Annotated in this window: 14 protein-coding genes; 12 read left to right on the top strand and 2 right to left on the bottom strand. The window is 71.0% G+C overall.

Annotated features, from left to right (window positions below):
- Window positions 1–247: 247 nt before the first annotated feature.
- From ftsZ to DTB53_RS23970, 6 genes are all read left to right on the top strand, one after another.
- Window positions 248–1,471 (top strand): cell division protein FtsZ, encoded by a 1,224-nt coding sequence (gene ftsZ / locus DTB53_RS23945; protein ID WP_003969707.1) that lies wholly within the window; start codon window positions 248–250, stop codon window positions 1,469–1,471.
- A complete protein-coding gene (pgeF, locus tag DTB53_RS23950; RefSeq protein ID WP_012381305.1) occupies window positions 1,468–2,208 on the top strand; it encodes a peptidoglycan editing factor PgeF in 741 nt (246 codons plus the stop codon). The genes ftsZ and pgeF overlap by 4 nt, the downstream gene beginning before the upstream one ends.
- A gap of 6 nt (window positions 2,209–2,214) precedes the next feature.
- Window positions 2,215–2,934 carry a YggS family pyridoxal phosphate-dependent enzyme gene (locus DTB53_RS23955; RefSeq protein WP_012381306.1) on the top strand — a complete coding sequence of 240 codons (720 nt, stop codon included), beginning with the start codon at window positions 2,215–2,217 and terminating at the stop codon, window positions 2,932–2,934.
- Window positions 2,935–3,059: 125 nt separating this feature from the next.
- A complete protein-coding gene (locus DTB53_RS23960; protein ID WP_003969711.1) occupies window positions 3,060–3,689 on the top strand; it encodes a cell division protein SepF in 630 nt (209 codons plus the stop codon).
- A gap of 90 nt (window positions 3,690–3,779) precedes the next feature.
- Window positions 3,780–4,064, top strand: coding sequence for a YggT family protein (locus DTB53_RS23965; RefSeq protein ID WP_003969712.1), 285 nt, complete (start codon window positions 3,780–3,782; stop codon window positions 4,062–4,064).
- A gap of 49 nt (window positions 4,065–4,113) precedes the next feature.
- Window positions 4,114–5,265 (top strand): DivIVA domain-containing protein, encoded by a 1,152-nt coding sequence (locus DTB53_RS23970; RefSeq protein ID WP_012381307.1) that lies wholly within the window; start codon window positions 4,114–4,116, stop codon window positions 5,263–5,265.
- A 321-nt stretch (window positions 5,266–5,586) separates the two neighbouring features.
- On the opposite strand, the gene ileS is transcribed toward DTB53_RS23970, so the two are convergent.
- Window positions 5,587–8,730 (bottom strand): isoleucine--tRNA ligase, encoded by a 3,144-nt coding sequence (gene ileS, locus DTB53_RS23975; protein ID WP_012381308.1) that lies wholly within the window; start codon window positions 8,728–8,730, stop codon window positions 5,587–5,589.
- A gap of 564 nt (window positions 8,731–9,294) precedes the next feature.
- On the opposite strand from ileS, the gene DTB53_RS23980 reads away from it, so the two are divergent.
- From DTB53_RS23980 to DTB53_RS24000, 5 genes are all read left to right on the top strand, one after another.
- The gene (locus tag DTB53_RS23980) at window positions 9,295–10,041 is read left to right on the top strand and encodes a TraR/DksA family transcriptional regulator (RefSeq protein WP_003969716.1); all 747 of its coding nucleotides are present in this window, start codon (window positions 9,295–9,297) and stop codon (window positions 10,039–10,041) included.
- 58 nt (window positions 10,042–10,099) lie between these two features.
- The gene (gene lspA, locus DTB53_RS23985; protein ID WP_003969717.1) at window positions 10,100–10,690 is read left to right on the top strand and encodes a signal peptidase II; all 591 of its coding nucleotides are present in this window, start codon (window positions 10,100–10,102) and stop codon (window positions 10,688–10,690) included.
- A 43-nt stretch (window positions 10,691–10,733) separates the two neighbouring features.
- Window positions 10,734–11,675 (top strand): RluA family pseudouridine synthase, encoded by a 942-nt coding sequence (locus tag DTB53_RS23990; RefSeq protein WP_003969718.1) that lies wholly within the window; start codon window positions 10,734–10,736, stop codon window positions 11,673–11,675.
- Window positions 11,672–12,157, top strand: coding sequence for a GNAT family N-acetyltransferase (locus DTB53_RS23995; protein WP_012381309.1), 486 nt, complete (start codon window positions 11,672–11,674; stop codon window positions 12,155–12,157). Before DTB53_RS23990 ends, DTB53_RS23995 begins: the two co-directional genes overlap by 4 nt.
- Window positions 12,158–12,285: 128 nt before the next feature.
- Window positions 12,286–13,872: a Na+/H+ antiporter gene (locus DTB53_RS24000; protein ID WP_012381310.1), complete on the top strand. Its 1,587-nt coding sequence runs from the start codon at window positions 12,286–12,288 to the stop codon at window positions 13,870–13,872.
- 16 nt (window positions 13,873–13,888) lie between these two features.
- Here DTB53_RS24000 and DTB53_RS24005 read toward each other — a convergent pair whose 3' ends face one another.
- Window positions 13,889–15,037, bottom strand: a complete 1,149-nt coding sequence (locus tag DTB53_RS24005) for a mechanosensitive ion channel family protein (RefSeq protein ID WP_003969723.1) — start codon at window positions 15,035–15,037, stop codon at window positions 13,889–13,891.
- A gap of 49 nt (window positions 15,038–15,086) precedes the next feature.
- Between DTB53_RS24005 and DTB53_RS24010 the strand changes: the two genes are divergently transcribed.
- Complete coding sequence (locus DTB53_RS24010; RefSeq protein ID WP_003969724.1) at window positions 15,087–15,665, top strand: dienelactone hydrolase family protein; 579 nt, start codon at window positions 15,087–15,089, stop codon at window positions 15,663–15,665.
- The last annotated feature ends 25 nt before the right edge of the window (window positions 15,666–15,690 follow it).

Here is a 15,690-nt window from a genome sequence, read left to right on the forward strand (position 1 = left end):
TGGTCAGCGCTACGGGTGATCACATAGGGTGAAAAGAAAAACGGGAGGTTCGGCGTGTTCGTTGAACGTGCGCCACTTGTCGACTTAGTGTCCTGTTCGGAAGAGTCCAGAAAGCAGACACACTGGTAACCCTAAACTTCAACGTTAGGGTTTGGGTCGGCGTTCGGACCGTCCCCATCGACATCAGTCGTCGCCGCGGAGCTACCGCGGAGCGACGACACGTAACTCGAGGCGAGAGGCCTTCGACGTGGCAGCACCGCAGAACTACCTCGCAGTCATCAAGGTCATCGGTGTCGGCGGCGGTGGTGTCAATGCCATCAACCGAATGATCGAGGTCGGTCTCAAGGGCGTCGAGTTCATCGCGATCAACACGGACGCACAAGCCCTGTTGATGAGCGACGCCGACGTCAAGCTCGACGTCGGCCGTGAACTCACCCGGGGCCTCGGCGCCGGGGCGAACCCGGCCGTCGGTCGTAAGGCGGCAGAGGACCACCGTGAGGAGATCGAGGAGGTCCTCAAGGGGGCCGACATGGTCTTCGTCACCGCCGGAGAGGGCGGCGGCACCGGCACCGGCGGCGCACCCGTCGTCGCCAACATCGCGCGCTCGCTCGGCGCCCTGACGATCGGCGTGGTCACCCGCCCGTTCACCTTCGAGGGCCGGCGACGCGCGAACCAGGCGGAGGACGGCATCGCCGAACTCCGCGAAGAGGTCGACACCCTCATCGTCATTCCCAACGACCGCCTGCTGTCCATCTCGGACCGCCAGGTCAGCGTGCTCGACGCGTTCAAGTCGGCCGACCAGGTGCTGCTCTCGGGTGTCCAGGGCATCACCGACCTCATCACCACCCCTGGGCTGATCAACCTCGACTTCGCCGACGTCAAGTCGGTCATGTCCGAGGCCGGATCGGCGCTCATGGGCATCGGCTCGGCGCGCGGCGACGACCGCGCGGTGGCGGCGGCGGAGATGGCGATCTCCTCGCCGCTCCTGGAAGCCTCCATCGACGGCGCCCGCGGCGTCCTCCTCTCCATCTCCGGCGGCAGCGACCTCGGCCTGTTCGAGATCAACGAGGCCGCCCAGCTGGTGAGCGAGGCCGCGCACCCCGAGGCCAACATCATCTTCGGCGCCGTCATCGACGACGCCCTGGGCGACGAGGTCCGGGTCACCGTGATCGCGGCCGGCTTCGACGGCGGACAGCCGCCGGCCCGCCGGGAGAACGTCCTCGGCGCGAACAGCAACAAGCGCGAGGAGCCGGCCGCTCCGGCCAGGTCCTCCGCCGAGTCCACGCGCCCGACGGGCGGACTCGGCTCCGTACCCCCGCGCGAGGAGAGCCCGGCTCCGGCCGAGCCCGCCCCCGCGACGGCTTCGGGCGAGAGCTCGCTCGGGCCGGTCTCGCCGCCGCACGTCCCGCCGGCCCGTCCCTACCAGGACACCCAGGCCGAAGAGCTGGATGTTCCGGACTTCTTGAAGTGATAGTCCAACACCGGACGGCACCCGTCACGGGCAGCGCTCATTTCGCCTTCACCGACCGGTGGGGCGGAGTGAGCGCCGCTCCGTACGGTGAGCTCAACCTCGGCGGCGCGGTCGGCGACGACCCCGCCGCCGTCGGCGCGAACCGGGAACGCGCGGCCCGCCACCTCGGTCTCGACCCGGCCCACGTCGTCTGGATGAACCAGGTGCACGGCCGGGACGTCGCGGTGGTGGACGGACCCTGGGGCGCGGACGCGGAGATTCCGGCCGTGGACGCGGTGGTGACCGCCCGGCGCGGACTGGCGCTCGCGGTCCTGACCGCCGACTGCACTCCCGTTCTTCTCGCCGACCCGGTCGCCGGCGTCGTCGGGGCGGCGCACGCCGGGCGGCCGGGACTGGTCGCGGGAGTCGTTTCGGCGGCGGTCGAGGCCATGGTCGCGCTCGGCGCACACCCCTCCCGGATCACGGCGCACACCGGGCCGGCCGTCTGCGGCCGGTGCTACGAAGTGCCCGAGGAGATGCGGGCCGAGGTCGCCGGGGCCGTCCCCGGCACCTGGTCCGAGACCAGCTGGGGGACCCCGGCGGTCGACGTCACCGGCGGAGTCCACGCCCAGCTCGCCGCCCTCGGCGTGACGGACCGGCACGCCTCGCCGTTCTGCACCCTGGAATCGGGCGACCACTTCTCGTACCGCCGCGACCGCACCACCGGGCGGCTCGCCGGATATGTCTGGTTGGACTGATAGGGCATGACGGACCGTAAGGCTGAACTCGCCGCGAATCTGGCGCAGGTGGAGGAAAGGATCGCCTCCGCCTGTGCCGCGGCCGGTCGCAAGCGCGAGGAAGTGACCCTGATCGTGGTCACCAAGACCTACCCCGCGAGCGATGTGCGGATCCTGCACCAACTCGGTGTGCGCCATGTCGCGGAGAATCGTGACCAGGACGCCGCCCCCAAAGCCACCGCTTGTGCGGATCTTTCGCTGACATGGCACTTTGTCGGGCAATTGCAGACGAACAAGGTTCGGTCGGTGATCGGTTATGCCGATGTCGTGCAGTCGGTCGACCGCGCCAAGCTGGTCACCGCCCTCTCCGCCGCCGCGGTGCGCGGGGAGCGCGAGCTCGGCTGCCTCATCCAGGTCGCCCTGGACGCCGAGAGCGGCGAGCGGGGTGAGCGCGGCGGCGTCGCGCCGGACGGGGTGGCGGAGTTGGCGGCCGCGATCGGCGCGGCGCCCGGGCTGCGGCTCGACGGACTGATGACCGTGGCCCCGCTGGCCGGTGAGTTCGCCGGCCGGCAACGGGCCGCGTTCGACCGGCTGATGGAAATCTCATCCCGCCTGCGCGCAGGTCATCCGGCTGCGAACATGGTCTCCGCAGGTATGAGCGGGGACCTGGAGGACGCGGTGGCGGCCGGAGCGACACATGTACGCGTCGGTACGGCGGTACTCGGAGTCCGACCCCGGCTCGGGTAACGTCGCGAAGCAAGTCGGACCACAGCAGAAAATATGGTCATTACCGCTCACAGCGGGCAGACCACAGTGGATCGCGGGCACTTGGTGACGAATGCCGATCCACCACAGAGCGGAGGACTCGGAGCATGGCCGGCGCGATGCGCAAGATGGCGGTCTACCTCGGCCTCGTGGAGGACGATGGGTACGACGGTCCGGGGTTCGACCCCGATGACGAATTCGAACCTGAGCCGGAGCCCGAGCGCGACCGGCGGCGGCATCAGCCCCCCCACCAGGCGGAGCGGGAACGCGAGCGCGAGCGCGAAAGGGACGAACCGGTACGAGTGGTGCAACCGCCCGCCCCGCGCGAGCCGGTTCAGCTCCCCGCGGAAAGCGTGCGACCCGCCCGGATCGCCCCCGTGGCATCCATCACACCTGAACGCCCGAACATGGAGAAGAACGCACCGGTGATCATGCCCAAGGTCGTGTCCGAGCGGGAGCCGTACCGCATCACCACGCTGCACCCCAGGACCTACAACGAGGCCCGTACCATCGGGGAACACTTCCGTGAGGGCACTCCGGTGATCATGAATCTCACGGAGATGGACGACACGGACGCGAAGCGACTTGTCGACTTTGCCGCAGGACTCGTCTTCGGTCTCCATGGCAGCATTGAACGCGTGACGCAGAAGGTGTTCCTGTTGTCGCCTGCTAACGTCGATGTCACGGCGGAGGACAAGGCCCGCATCGCAGAGGGCGGATTCTTCAACCAGAGCTGAGAACACGACACCGGGAACAACCCGGCCGAGAGGCCGGTGCCGGCCACGGGCCGGAGCTGACGAGAGCCAGGGGAGAGGGAACAGCGAGACATGGGCGTCGCACTGGATGTGGTCTATATCGCGCTGATGTGTTTCCTCATCGTGCTGATCTTCCGGCTGGTCATGGACTATGTCTTCCAGTTCGCACGTTCATGGCAACCCGGCAAGGCGATGGTGGTCGTACTTGAGGCCACCTACACTGTCACCGATCCACCGCTCAAGCTTCTGCGGCGGTTCATCCCGCCGCTGCGTCTCGGGGGCGTGGCACTCGACCTGTCCTTCTTCGTTCTGATGATCATCGTCTACCTCCTGATCAGCGTTGTGGTCAGGTTGTGAGCGATACGGTCCTGCCGACTGCCGACGACTACGTAGAGGTGAAGAAGAGATGCCGTTGACCCCCGAGGACGTGCGGAACAAGCAGTTCACGACCGTCCGCCTCCGAGAAGGCTATGACGAGGACGAGGTCGATGCCTTTCTCGACGAGGTCGAATCGGAGCTGACCCGTCTGCTCCGTGAGAACGAGGACCTGCGCGCCAAGCTGGCCGCCGCGACGCGTGCCGCCGCGCAGAACCAGCAGCAGCAACAGCAGCAGGGTATGCGCAAGCCTCCGGAGCAGCAGGACCGCCCCGGTGCCCCCGTTCCCGCCGCCATATCAGGACCGCCGCAGCAGCAGCCTCCGCAGATGGGTCCGCCCCAGCTGCCCGGTGGCGCGCCGCAGCTGCCCGCAGGTCCCAGTGGCCACGGCCCCCAGGGCGGCCATGGCCCCGGTCCGCAGGGCCCGCACGGCCCCGGCCCGATGCAGGGCGGCCCGATGGGCGGCCCGATGGGCGGCCCCATGGGTCAGCACCCCCAGCAGCAGCAGATGCAGCAGATGCAGCCGCCGCAGATGCAGCAGCAGGGGCAGGGCCCCGGTGGCGACAGCGCCGCCCGTGTCCTCTCGCTCGCCCAGCAGACCGCCGACCAGGCGATCGCGGAGGCCCGTTCCGAGGCCAACAAGATCGTCGGCGAGGCGCGCAGCCGTGCCGAGGGCCTGGAGCGCGACGCGCGTGCCAAGGCCGACGCCCTGGAGCGGGACGCGCAGGAGAAGCACCGCGTGGCGATGGGCTCGCTGGAGTCGGCCCGCGCGACGCTGGAGCGCAAGGTCGAGGACCTGCGCGGCTTCGAGCGCGAGTACCGCACGCGGCTGAAGTCCTACCTGGAGAGCCAGCTGCGTCAGCTGGAGACCCAGGCGGACGACTCGCTCGCCCCGCCGCGGACCCCGGCAGCCGCCTCGCTGCCGCCGTCCCCCTCGCTGGCCCCGGCCGGTGCGGGTGCGATGGGTCACTCCATGGGCGGCTCCAACCACGGTGGCCACGGCGGCCAGCAGATGGGTGGCGGCCAGTCCGGCATGGGCGGCGCGCCGTCCTACGGTGGCCAGCAGCAGATGTCGCCCGCGATGACGCAGCCGATGGCGCCGGTGCGGCCGCAGGCGCCGCAGCCGATGCAGCAGGCGCCCTCGCCGATGCGCGGGTTCCTGATCGACGAGGACGACAACTGAGCGGTTCGCGCTCGCTGAGCGCGTAGCCGTCGGCAGGCAGAGGGCCGGGCCCCGGGATTCTCCCGGGGCCCGGCCCTTTGGCGTGGGCGGGGGCCGTCGCGGTGGTGGGGTGCGCCTGCGGTGGGTCTGTTCCCCTGGCCCGCCCCTTCCCGAGACCGGGGCGCCGCCCGGGTCCCTTCGCCCTCGAGCGCCGGGTGCGCCCCGGACCCCGCTCCTCGATCGCCGGAGGGGCCGGCCGGGCGGCGGAGCCCCTGAAGCGGGTACGCGAAAGGGCCCGGCCGGAACGTGTCCGGCCGGGCCCTTCGGGCGTGCGGGCTCCTCCTACCGCTTGCGCAGGCGGAACGTCAGCGCCAGGCCCTCGTCCTCGAACGTCTCGCCGTAGCCCGCGTCCGCCTCGCCCTCCGCGTAGTCCGGGGCGAGCACCTCCTCGGAGATGAGGGGGGCGTGCTCGGTGAGGGCCTCCACCGTCGCGGGGGACGTGGAGGTCCAGCGGACGGCGATGCGGTCCGCGACGTCCAGGCCGCTGTTCTTGCGGGCCTCCTGGATCAGGCGGATCGCGTCACGGGCCAGGCCCGCGCGGCGCAGTTCCGGGGTGATCTCCAGGTCCAGGGCGACCGTCGCGCCCGCGTCCGATGCGACCGACCAGCCTTCGCGCGGGGTCTCCGTGATGATGACCTCGTCGGGGGAGAGGGTGATCCGCTCGCCGTCGACGTCGACCGAGGCCGTGCCCTCGCGCAGGGCCAGGGACAGCGCGGCCGCGTCCGCGTTCGCCACCGCCTTGGCCACCGCCTGGACGCCCTTGCCGAACCGCTTGCCCAGGGCGCGGAAGTTGGCCTTCGCCGTCGTGTCGACCAGGGAGCCGCCGACCTCCGAGAGCGAGGCCAGCGACGTGACGTTCAGCTCCTCGGTGATCTGGGCGCGCAGTTCGGGGGAGAGGGCGCTGAAGCCCGTCGCCGCCACCAGCGCGCGCGACAGCGGCTGACGGGTCTTCACGCCCGACTCGGCGCGCGTGGCCCGGCCGAGCTCCACCAGGCGGCGTACCAGCGCCATCTGCGTGGAGAGCGTCGGGTCGACCGCCGACAGGTCGGCCTTCGGCCAGGTCGACAGGTGCACCGATTCCGGGGCGTCCGGCGTCACCGGAGCGACCAGGTCCTGCCAGACCCGCTCCGTGATGAACGGGACCAGCGGGGCCATCAGGCGCGTGACCGTCTCGACGACCTCGTGCAGCGTGCGCAGCGCCGCCTTGTCGCCCTGCCAGAAGCGGCGGCGCGAGCGGCGTACGTACCAGTTGGAGAGGTCGTCCACGAACGCCGAGAGCAGCTTGCCGGCGCGCTGGGTGTCGTAGCCCTCCATCGCGACGGTCATCTGGTCGACCAGCGCGTTCAGTTCGCTCAGCAGCCAGCGGTCCAGGACCGTGCGGTCCGCCGGGGCCGGGTCCGCCCCGGAGGGGGCCCAGCCCGACGTGCGCGCGTACAGGGCCTGGAAGGCGACCGTGTTCCAGTAGGTGAGGAGCGTCTTGCGGACGACCTCCTGGATCGTGCCGTGGCCCACGCGCCGCGCCGCCCACGGGGAGCCGCCCGCCGCCATGAACCACCGCACCGCGTCCGCCCCGTGCTGGTCCATCAGCGGGATCGGCTGGAGGATGTTGCCCAGGTGCTTGGACATCTTGCGGCCGTCCTCGGCGAGGATGTGGCCCAGGCAGACCACGTTCTCGTAGGACGACTTGTCGAAGACCAGGGTGCCGACCGCCATCAGCGTGTAGAACCAGCCGCGGGTCTGGTCGATGGCCTCCGAGATGAACTGCGCCGGGTAGCGGTTCTCGAAGACCTCCTTGTTCTGGTACGGGTAGCCCCACTGCGCGAACGGCATCGAACCCGAGTCGTACCAGGCGTCGATGACCTCCGGGACGCGGTACGCCTCCAGCTGGCAGTTCTGGTGCGTGCAGGTGAAGGTGACCTCGTCGATGAACGGGCGGTGGGGGTCGAGGGACGACTGGTCCCGGCCCGTCAGCTCGGTCAGTTCGGCGCGTGAGCCCACGCAGGTGAGGTGGCCGTCCTCGCAGCGCCAGATCGGCAGCGGCGTGCCCCAGTAACGGTTGCGGGAGAGCGCCCAGTCGACGTTGTTGTTGAGCCAGTCGCCGAAGCGGCCGTTCTTGACCGAGTCCGGGAACCAGTTGGTCTTCTCGTTCTCCTGGAGGAGCCGGTCCTTGATCGCTGTCGTGCGGATGTACCAGGAGGGCTGCGCGTAGTAGAGCAGCGCCGTGTGGCAGCGCCAGCAGTGCGGGTAGCTGTGCTCGTAGGGGACGTGGCGGAAGAGTCTGCCCCGCGCGTCCAGGTCCGCGGTGAGCGCCTCGTCGGCCTTCTTGAAGAAGACGCCGCCGACCAGGGGGAGATCCTCCTCGAAGGTGCCGTCCGGGCGGACCGGGTTGACGACCGGCAGGCCGTAGGAGCGGCAGACGACGAGGTCGTCGGCGCCGAACGCGGGGGACTGGTGGACCAGACCCGTACCGTCCTCGGTCGTGACGTACTCGGCGTTGACCACGTAGTGGGCCTCCGCCGGGAAGTCGACCAGGGTGAAGGGGCGCTCGTAGGTCCAGCGCTCCATCTCGGCGCCGGTGAACGACCGGCCGGTCGCCTCCCAGCCCTCGCCCAGCGCCTTCTCCAGGAGGGGTTCGGCGACGACGAGCTTCTCCTCGCCGTCCGTCGCGACGACGTAGCGGACCTCGGGGTGGGCGGCGACCGCCGTGTTGGAGACCAGCGTCCACGGCGTGGTCGTCCAGACCAGGAGGGCCGCCTCGCCGGCCAGCGGGCCGGAGGTGAGCGGGAAGCGGACGAAGACCGAGGGGTCGACGACCGTCTCGTACCCCTGGGCCAGCTCGTGGTCGGAGAGGCCGGTGCCGCACCGCGGGCACCAGGGGGCGACGCGGTGGTCCTGGACCAGCAGGTCCTTGTTGAAGATCTCCTTGAGCGACCACCACACGGAGTCCACGTACTCCGGGTCCATGGTGCGGTACGCGTCGTCCAGGTCGACCCAGTAGCCCATGCGGGTCGTCAGCTCGGCGAACGCGTCGGTGTGCCGGGTCACCGACTCACGGCACTTGGCGTTGAACTCGGCGATGCCGAACGCCTCGATGTCCTTCTTGCCGTTGAAGCCCAGCTCCTTCTCCACCGCGAGCTCGACCGGCAGGCCGTGGCAGTCCCAGCCGGCCTTGCGGCCCACGTGGTAGCCCTGCATGGTGCGGAAGCGGGGGAAGACGTCCTTGAAGACGCGGGCCTCGATGTGGTGGGCGCCCGGCATGCCGTTGGCGGTGGGCGGACCCTCGTAGAAGACCCACTCGGGGCGGCCCTCGGACCGCTCCAGGCTCTTGGCGAAGACCTTGTTCTCCTGCCAGAAGTCCAGAACGGCGTGTTCCAGCGCGGGCAGGTCGACCTGGGCGGGTACCTGGCGGTACTGCGGCGATGTCATGTGCGGCTTCCTCCGGCGGACGTCTTCCACTTCCGTCGGAGGGACGAGAGCGTCTCGGCTCCCGCGGTACCACCCTCCTTGGCCCCGGGCACAGGCCCATGGCCCCCTCATTGGGGTCGCGATGCCGGGTCTAGTGGCCTTGGGGGCGACGGGCGGGGCCCATCGGTCAAGACGTTCTTCCGGCGGCTCCGGGGTGATCTTCGCGGCGCGCTCGCCCCCGGGCTCCCACCGTCCCCGGGTCGCTGCTGGCTGCGTACGGCGCTACTCGTCCCATCCAAGCCTCTCGCTGGGGCCAGTGTACGGGCCCGTACGGGCGACGGCCGACCGGTTATCGGCGGCGCGCGGGCGTGACCCGAGTGGCGGGACGGGGGAGAAGGACTTCCCGGCGGGGCCCGAGGGCCGGATTACCGGACGGGGAGCTGGGAACAACGGAGGCAGGCGCGCCACGACCGGATGCGGGGAGGGGCGAGAAGGCGGCGTGCCCCGTTGCCGCGGGGCTGGAGTCGATTTATCGTCCCAGCACGATTCGCGAGCAAGATCACAATATGTGAAGGGGCCGCGGCCATGGTGGCGAAGAAGACGGCGGAAGAGTCCGCGGCCGAGCACGACGGCACCGACGCGTCGCCGGCCGAGCAGGCGCCCGCGCCCGCGAAGCGGACGGCGAAGAAGACCGCCGCCAAGAAGACGACCGCGAAGAAGACCTCAGCGAGGAAGGCGTCCGCCAAGAAGACGGCGGCGAAGAAGACCCCCGCCGGGAAGATCGCGGCCAAGAAGGCCTCGGACGAGGCCACGGAGGCGGCCCGGGCCGCCGAGCAGACGGGAGACCGCACGGTGGTAGCCAAGAAGAGCGCGAGTCGTCGGGCAGCGGGCGCACAGGCCACGGCCCCCGTGCCGCCGGCCCGCGCCGCCGCCCCCGACGAGCTGGCCGTACGGCCCGGGGAGGACCCCTGGACACCCGAGGAGGTCGCCGAGGCGCGCACCCTGCTGACGAGCGAGACGCTGCGGCTCCGCAGCGAGCTGGAGGCCTCCGGTGCGGCGCTCGCCGGGCTGATGCGGGACTCCGGCGACGGGGCGGGCGACGACGAGGCCGACACCGGCACCAAGAACATCACCCGCGAGCACGAGCTGTCGCTCGCCGCCAACGCCCAGGAGATGCTGGAGCAGACCGAGCGGGCGCTCGCCCGGCTGGAGGCCGGAACGTACGGGCTCTGCGAGATCTGCGGCAAACCGATCGGAAAGGCGCGTATGCAGGCCTTCCCCCGGGCCACGCTGTGCGTCGAGGACAAGCAGAAGCAGGAGCGGCGCGGCTGATCCGCACAGGTGTGTCGTACCCTCATCCTCAGGCAGGCACCTAGGTTGAGGGACTCACGTGGCAGAGGCGGAGCGCATCATCGGTATGCCGGAAAACCCCGATGTCGACGGCACGGACGAGGGCGGCAGCACCGCCGCCGACGCGGCCGTGAACGCGGGCCGGGGCAAGCGCAAGATCCTCGCCCTGCTGAGCGTGGCCGTCGTGGCCTATCTCCTCGACCTGGGCAGCAAGATGCTCGTGGTCGCGAAGCTGGAGCACCAGCCGCCGATCGACATCATCGGGGACTGGTTGCAGTTCCGGGCGATCCGGAACCCGGGCGCCGCGTTCGGCATCGGCGAGGCGTTCACGGTGATCTTCACCATCATCGCCACCGGAGTGATCGTCGTGATCTTCCGGATCGCCCGCAAGCTCTACAGCCTGCCGTGGGCCATCGCCCTGGGGCTGCTCCTGGGCGGTGCGCTCGGCAACCTCACCGACCGCATCTTCCGGGCGCCCGGCGTGTTCGAGGGCGCGGTGGTGGACTTCATCGCCCCCAAGAACTCCGCCGTCTTCAACCTCGCCGACTCCGCCATCGTGTGCGGCGGCATCCTCATCGTGATCCTCTCCTTCAAGGGCCTGGACCCCGACGGGACCGTGCACAAGGACTGACCGGGCCGCGCGGGGAGCGTTCCGCGCAAGGCATACTCGACAGGTGAGTACGCACCCCGAGATCCGCACCCTGCCCGTACCCGACGGCCTGGAGGGCGAGCGCGTCGACGCCGCCATCTCCCGGATGTTCGGTTTCTCCCGCACCAAGGCCGCCGAGCTGGCCGCGGCCGGGAAGGTCCAGGTGGACGGCTCGGTGGCCGGGAAGTCCGAGCGGGTCCACGGAGGCGCCTGGCTGGAGGTCGAGATGCCGGGGGCCCCCGCCCCCGTCCAGATCGTCGCCGAGCCCGTCGAGGGCATGGAGATCGTCCATGACGACGACGACATCGTCGTCATCATGAAGCCGGTCGGCGTCGCCGCCCACCCCAGCCCCGGCTGGACCGGCACCACCGTCATCGGCGGCCTCGCCGCCGCCGGTTACCGGATCTCGACGTCCGGCGCCGCCGAGCGCCAGGGCATCGTCCACCGGCTCGACGTCGGCACCTCCGGCCTGATGGTCGTCGCCAAGTCCGAGCGCGCCTACACCCTGCTCAAGGCCCAGTTCCGCGACCGGGTCGTCGACAAGAAGTACCACGCCCTCGTCCAGGGCCACCCGGACCCGATGAGCGGCACCATCGACGCGCCCATCGGGCGTCACCCCAACCACGACTACAAGTGGGCGGTCACCGCCGAGGGCAAGCCGTCGGTGACCCACTACGACCTGATCGAGGCCTACCGGGCCGCCAGCCTCCTCGACATCAAGCTGGAGACCGGCCGCACCCACCAGATCCGGGTCCACATGTCCGCCCACCGCCACCCCTGCGTCGGCGACCTCACCTACGGCGCCGACCCGACGCTGGCCAAGCGCCTCGGCCTGACCCGCCAGTGGCTGCACGCCGTCCGCCTCGGCTTCGAGCACCCGAGCGACGGCAGCTGGGTGGAGTTCTCCAGCACCTACCCGGCCGACCTCCAGCACGCCCTCGACACCATCTCCGCGGAGAGCCAGTGACCTCCGCCCCCGCCCCGTACAGCACCCGCAGGGCCGTCGAGGAGGGCGACCTCCAAGCCTGCTTCCAGGTCCGCAAGGAGGTCTTCGTCGGCGAGCAGAACGTGCCCGAGGAGCTGGAGTACGACGCCCACGACGCGACCGCGGTGCACGTCCTCGCCGTCACGGCGGACGGCACCGCGCTCGGCACGGGCCGGCTGCTGCACGGCGCCGACGCCGCGGGGAAGACCGGCGGCGACCCCGCCGTCGGCTCCCTCGGCCGGCTCGCGGTGAGCCGGGAGGCCCGCGGCCACGGGGTCGGCGCCGCCCTGGTGCGGGCCATCGAGGACGAGGCGCGCGCCCTGGGCCTGGCCGCCGTCGACCTGCACGCCCAGACGCACGCCCTCGGCTTCTACGAGCGGCTCGGATACCTCGCGTACGGCCCCGAGTTCCCCGACGCGGGCATGCCGCACCGGGCCATGCGACGGGAGATCCGCCCGGCCTGAGTGCCGGAAGCGGCGCCGTCGGCCCGGTGCCGGGGGGTATCGGTCGAAACGCACACCCCGCGTGGCAGGGTGGAGCCCTGTTCGGCCGCTCGTGACCCGCCGGACCCGCACGCTCCGGAAGGCACCCCGTGGAACAGATGTCCCTGCTGCTCCTGCTGCTGCTCGGGGCCGTGGTCACGGTGCCGCTCGGTGACCGGCTGGGGCTCCCCGCGCCGGTGCTGATGACCCTCATCGGCATCGCGATGGCCTTCATGCCGTTCGTGCCGAACGTCGACATCCCGCCGGAGATCATCCTTCCCGCACTGCTCCCGCCGCTGCTCTACGCCACCGTGCAGCGCACCTCCTGGCGGCAGTTCGCCGCCAACAGACGCCCGATCTTCCTGCTGGCCGTCGCCCTCGTCTTCGTCACCACCGCCGCCGTCGCCGCGGTCGCCAACGCGATCGTGCCGGGGCTGCCCATCGCCGCGGCCGTCGCCCTCGGCGCTCTCGTCGCCCCGCCCGACCCGGTCGCGGCGACCGCCGTGGCGGGCTCCGTGGGACTGCCGCGCCGGCTGGTGTCGATCCTGGAGGGCGAGGGACTCTTCAACGACGTGACCGCCATCGTGCTCTACCACGTGGCCATCGCCGCCGCCGTCAGCGGCACCTTCTCGCTCCCCGAGGCCTTCGGGCTGCTGGTCCTCTCCGCCGTCGTCGCGGTCGCCGTCGGCCTCGCGCTCGGCTGGCTCACCATCAAGCTGATGAACCTGCTGGGCGACGCCACCCTCCAGGTCGGGCTGACCCTCCTGGTGCCGTTCGTCGCCTACGTCCTGGCGGAGGAGCTGATGGGCTCCGGCGTGCTGGCCGTCCTGACCGTCGCGCTGTTCCTCGCCGAGCACACCGCCGACGCCGACGACGTGCTGGGCCGGCTCACCGGACGTACCTTCTGGGACATCGTCGACACCCTGGTGACCGGCGTGGCCTTCGGGCTGATCGGCCTGGAGCTGCACAGCGTGTTCGGCACCGCCGACGGGCACGCCCTGGAGATGGTCGGCTGGGGACTCGCGATCGTCGGGGTCGTCGTCGGCGTACGGCTGCTCTGGCTGCTCCCCGCGACCTGGCTGGCCAAGCGCCTGCACACCCGCCGCGACGTCAGCGAGGAGATCCCCACCAGCTGGCGGGAGACGGTCGTGATGTGGTGGGCCGGGATGCGCGGGGTGGCCTCGGTCGCCCTGGCGCTGGCGATCCCGCTGGAGACCGACGACGGGCAGCCCTTCCCCGGCCGCGACGAGATCATCTTTATCGCGTTCGCCGTGATCATGGCCACCCTGGTCTTCCAGGGGCTCACCCTGCCCTGGCTGGTGCGCAAGCTGAGGGTCCGGGCCGACACCGAGGCCGAGGAGGCGCTGGAACGGGACCTCGCCGTCCGGGCCGCCAAGGCCGCCAAGTACCGCCTCAAGGAGATCCAGGAGGTCGAGGAGTTCCCCGAGGAGGTCATGGAGCGGCTCCAGCGCGCCGCGTACGACATCGGCGCCCGGATCAGCCCGGACATGGTCGACGAGGAGCGGCGCGAGGCCTACGCCCAGCGCGCCGAGCGCTTCAAGGCGGTCAGCCGGGTCCAGCGCGAGATGATGTCCGCCGCCCGCCACGAGGTGCTCTCCGCGCGCAGCGAACCCGGCTCCGACCCGGAGGTCGTGGACCGGGTGCTGCGGTATCTGGACTTCCGCTCGCTGCGTTGAGGAGTCGGCGCAGATCTCAGCCGCGGCCCGTGCGCGGGGCCCGGGAGTCCTCCCCGTCGGCCGCCACGGTCCTCCCGCGGAACGTCCGGGGCCCGGCGCCGGTCAGCTCCGCCCACTGCTCGCCCGGCGGCAGCGCGGCGGGCGCGGTGGCCACCCGCGGGAGTGCGTACGGATGGTGGTCGCGCAGCCAGCCGATCAGCTGCTCGCGCACCGCGCAGCGCGCTGTCCAGATGTCGTCGGCGTCCTTCGCCGTGACCACCGCGCGCACCTCGATCGTGGTCGGCGTGGTGTCGGTGACCGCCAGCGACCAGTCCCGGCCGTCCCAGGCGGCGATGTCCCCGAGGAGCTCCCGCAGCTTCTTCCGCATGGCCGCGATCGGAGCGGAGTGGTCGAGGTGGAAGTAGACCGTGCCGGTCATCTGCACCCCGCCGCGCGACCAGTTCTCGAACGGCTGGCTGGTGAAGTACGAGACCGGCATCGTGATCCGCCGGTCGTCCCAGGTCCGTACGGCCAGGAACGTCAGGGTGATCTCGTCGATCGTCCCCCACTCGCCGTCCACCACCACGGTGTCGCCGAGCCGCACCATGTCGCCGAACGCGATCTGGAACCCGGCGAAGAGATTGCCGAGCGTCGACTGGGCGGCGACACCCGCGACGATGCCGAGCAGACCGGCCGAGGCCAGCATCGACGTGCCGACCGCCCGCATCGGCGGGAACGTGAGCAGCATCGCCGCGATGGCGACCACCGTCACCACCGCGATGACCACCCGCTGGATCAGCGTCACCTGCGTACGGACCCGGCGCACCCGGGCGGGGTCGCGGCTGGCCGTGGCGTACCGGGCGTAGCTGGCCTCCACGACCGTCGCCGCGATCCGCACCACCAGCCAGGCCGACGCGCCGATCAGCACCAGGGTCAGCACCTGGCCGATCCCGGCGCGGTGGTCGCGGATCCAGTCGACCCCCATCTGGCGGTAGCTGCTGCGCAGCAGCGCCGTGATGAGCACCACCTGCAAGGGAGGCCGACAGCGCCTCAGCAGCCCCCACAGCGGGGTCTCGTGATGACGGCTGTCGGCCCGCCGCAGCAGCAGGTCGACCAGCCAGCCGACCAGCAGGGTGATCACCACGGAACCGCCGATGACGATCAGCGGGCGCAGCACGCTCTCCATTCCCTCGTCCTCCAAGCTGTAGGGCGGCCCGTGGGGCGCGAATGGCACCATGGGCCTCATGAACATCATGCTTTTCCACTCGACGTACGGGCTCACGCCCGCCGTGCACGCGGCGGCCGCGCGCCTCAGGGACGCCGGCCATGAGGTGCGCGTGCCCGATCTGTTCGAGGGGCACACCTTCGACACGGTGGAAGAGGGCATGGCCCACCAGGACGGGATCGGCAAGGACGAGCTGCTGAAGCGGGCGGTGCTGGCCGCCGCGCCCTACTCGGACCAGGGGCTGGTCTACGCCGGTTTCTCGCTCGGGGCGGCGACCGCGCAGACCCTGGCGCTCGGCGACGCGAAGGCCCGGGGGCTGCTGCTGTTCCACGGCACCTCGGACATCGCCGAGAACGCCTCGGTGGACGAGCTCCCCGTACAGCTGCACGTCGCGGACCCGGACCCCTTCGAGTCGCACGACTGGCTGAACAGCTGGTACCTCCAGATGCAGCGCGCCGGCGCGGACGTCGAGATCTACCGCTATCCCGGGGCCGGGCACCTGTTCACCGACCCGGATCTGCACGACTACGACCAGGCGGCGGCCGAGCAGACCTGGAAGGTCGCGCTGGGCTTCCTGGCCACTCTGTAGGAACGCGCGACGCCCGGCGCGGAAA

This window comes from Streptomyces griseus (assembly GCF_900460065.1).
In the GTDB taxonomy this organism is placed as follows: Bacteria; Actinomycetota; Actinomycetes; order Streptomycetales; family Streptomycetaceae; genus Streptomyces; species Streptomyces griseus.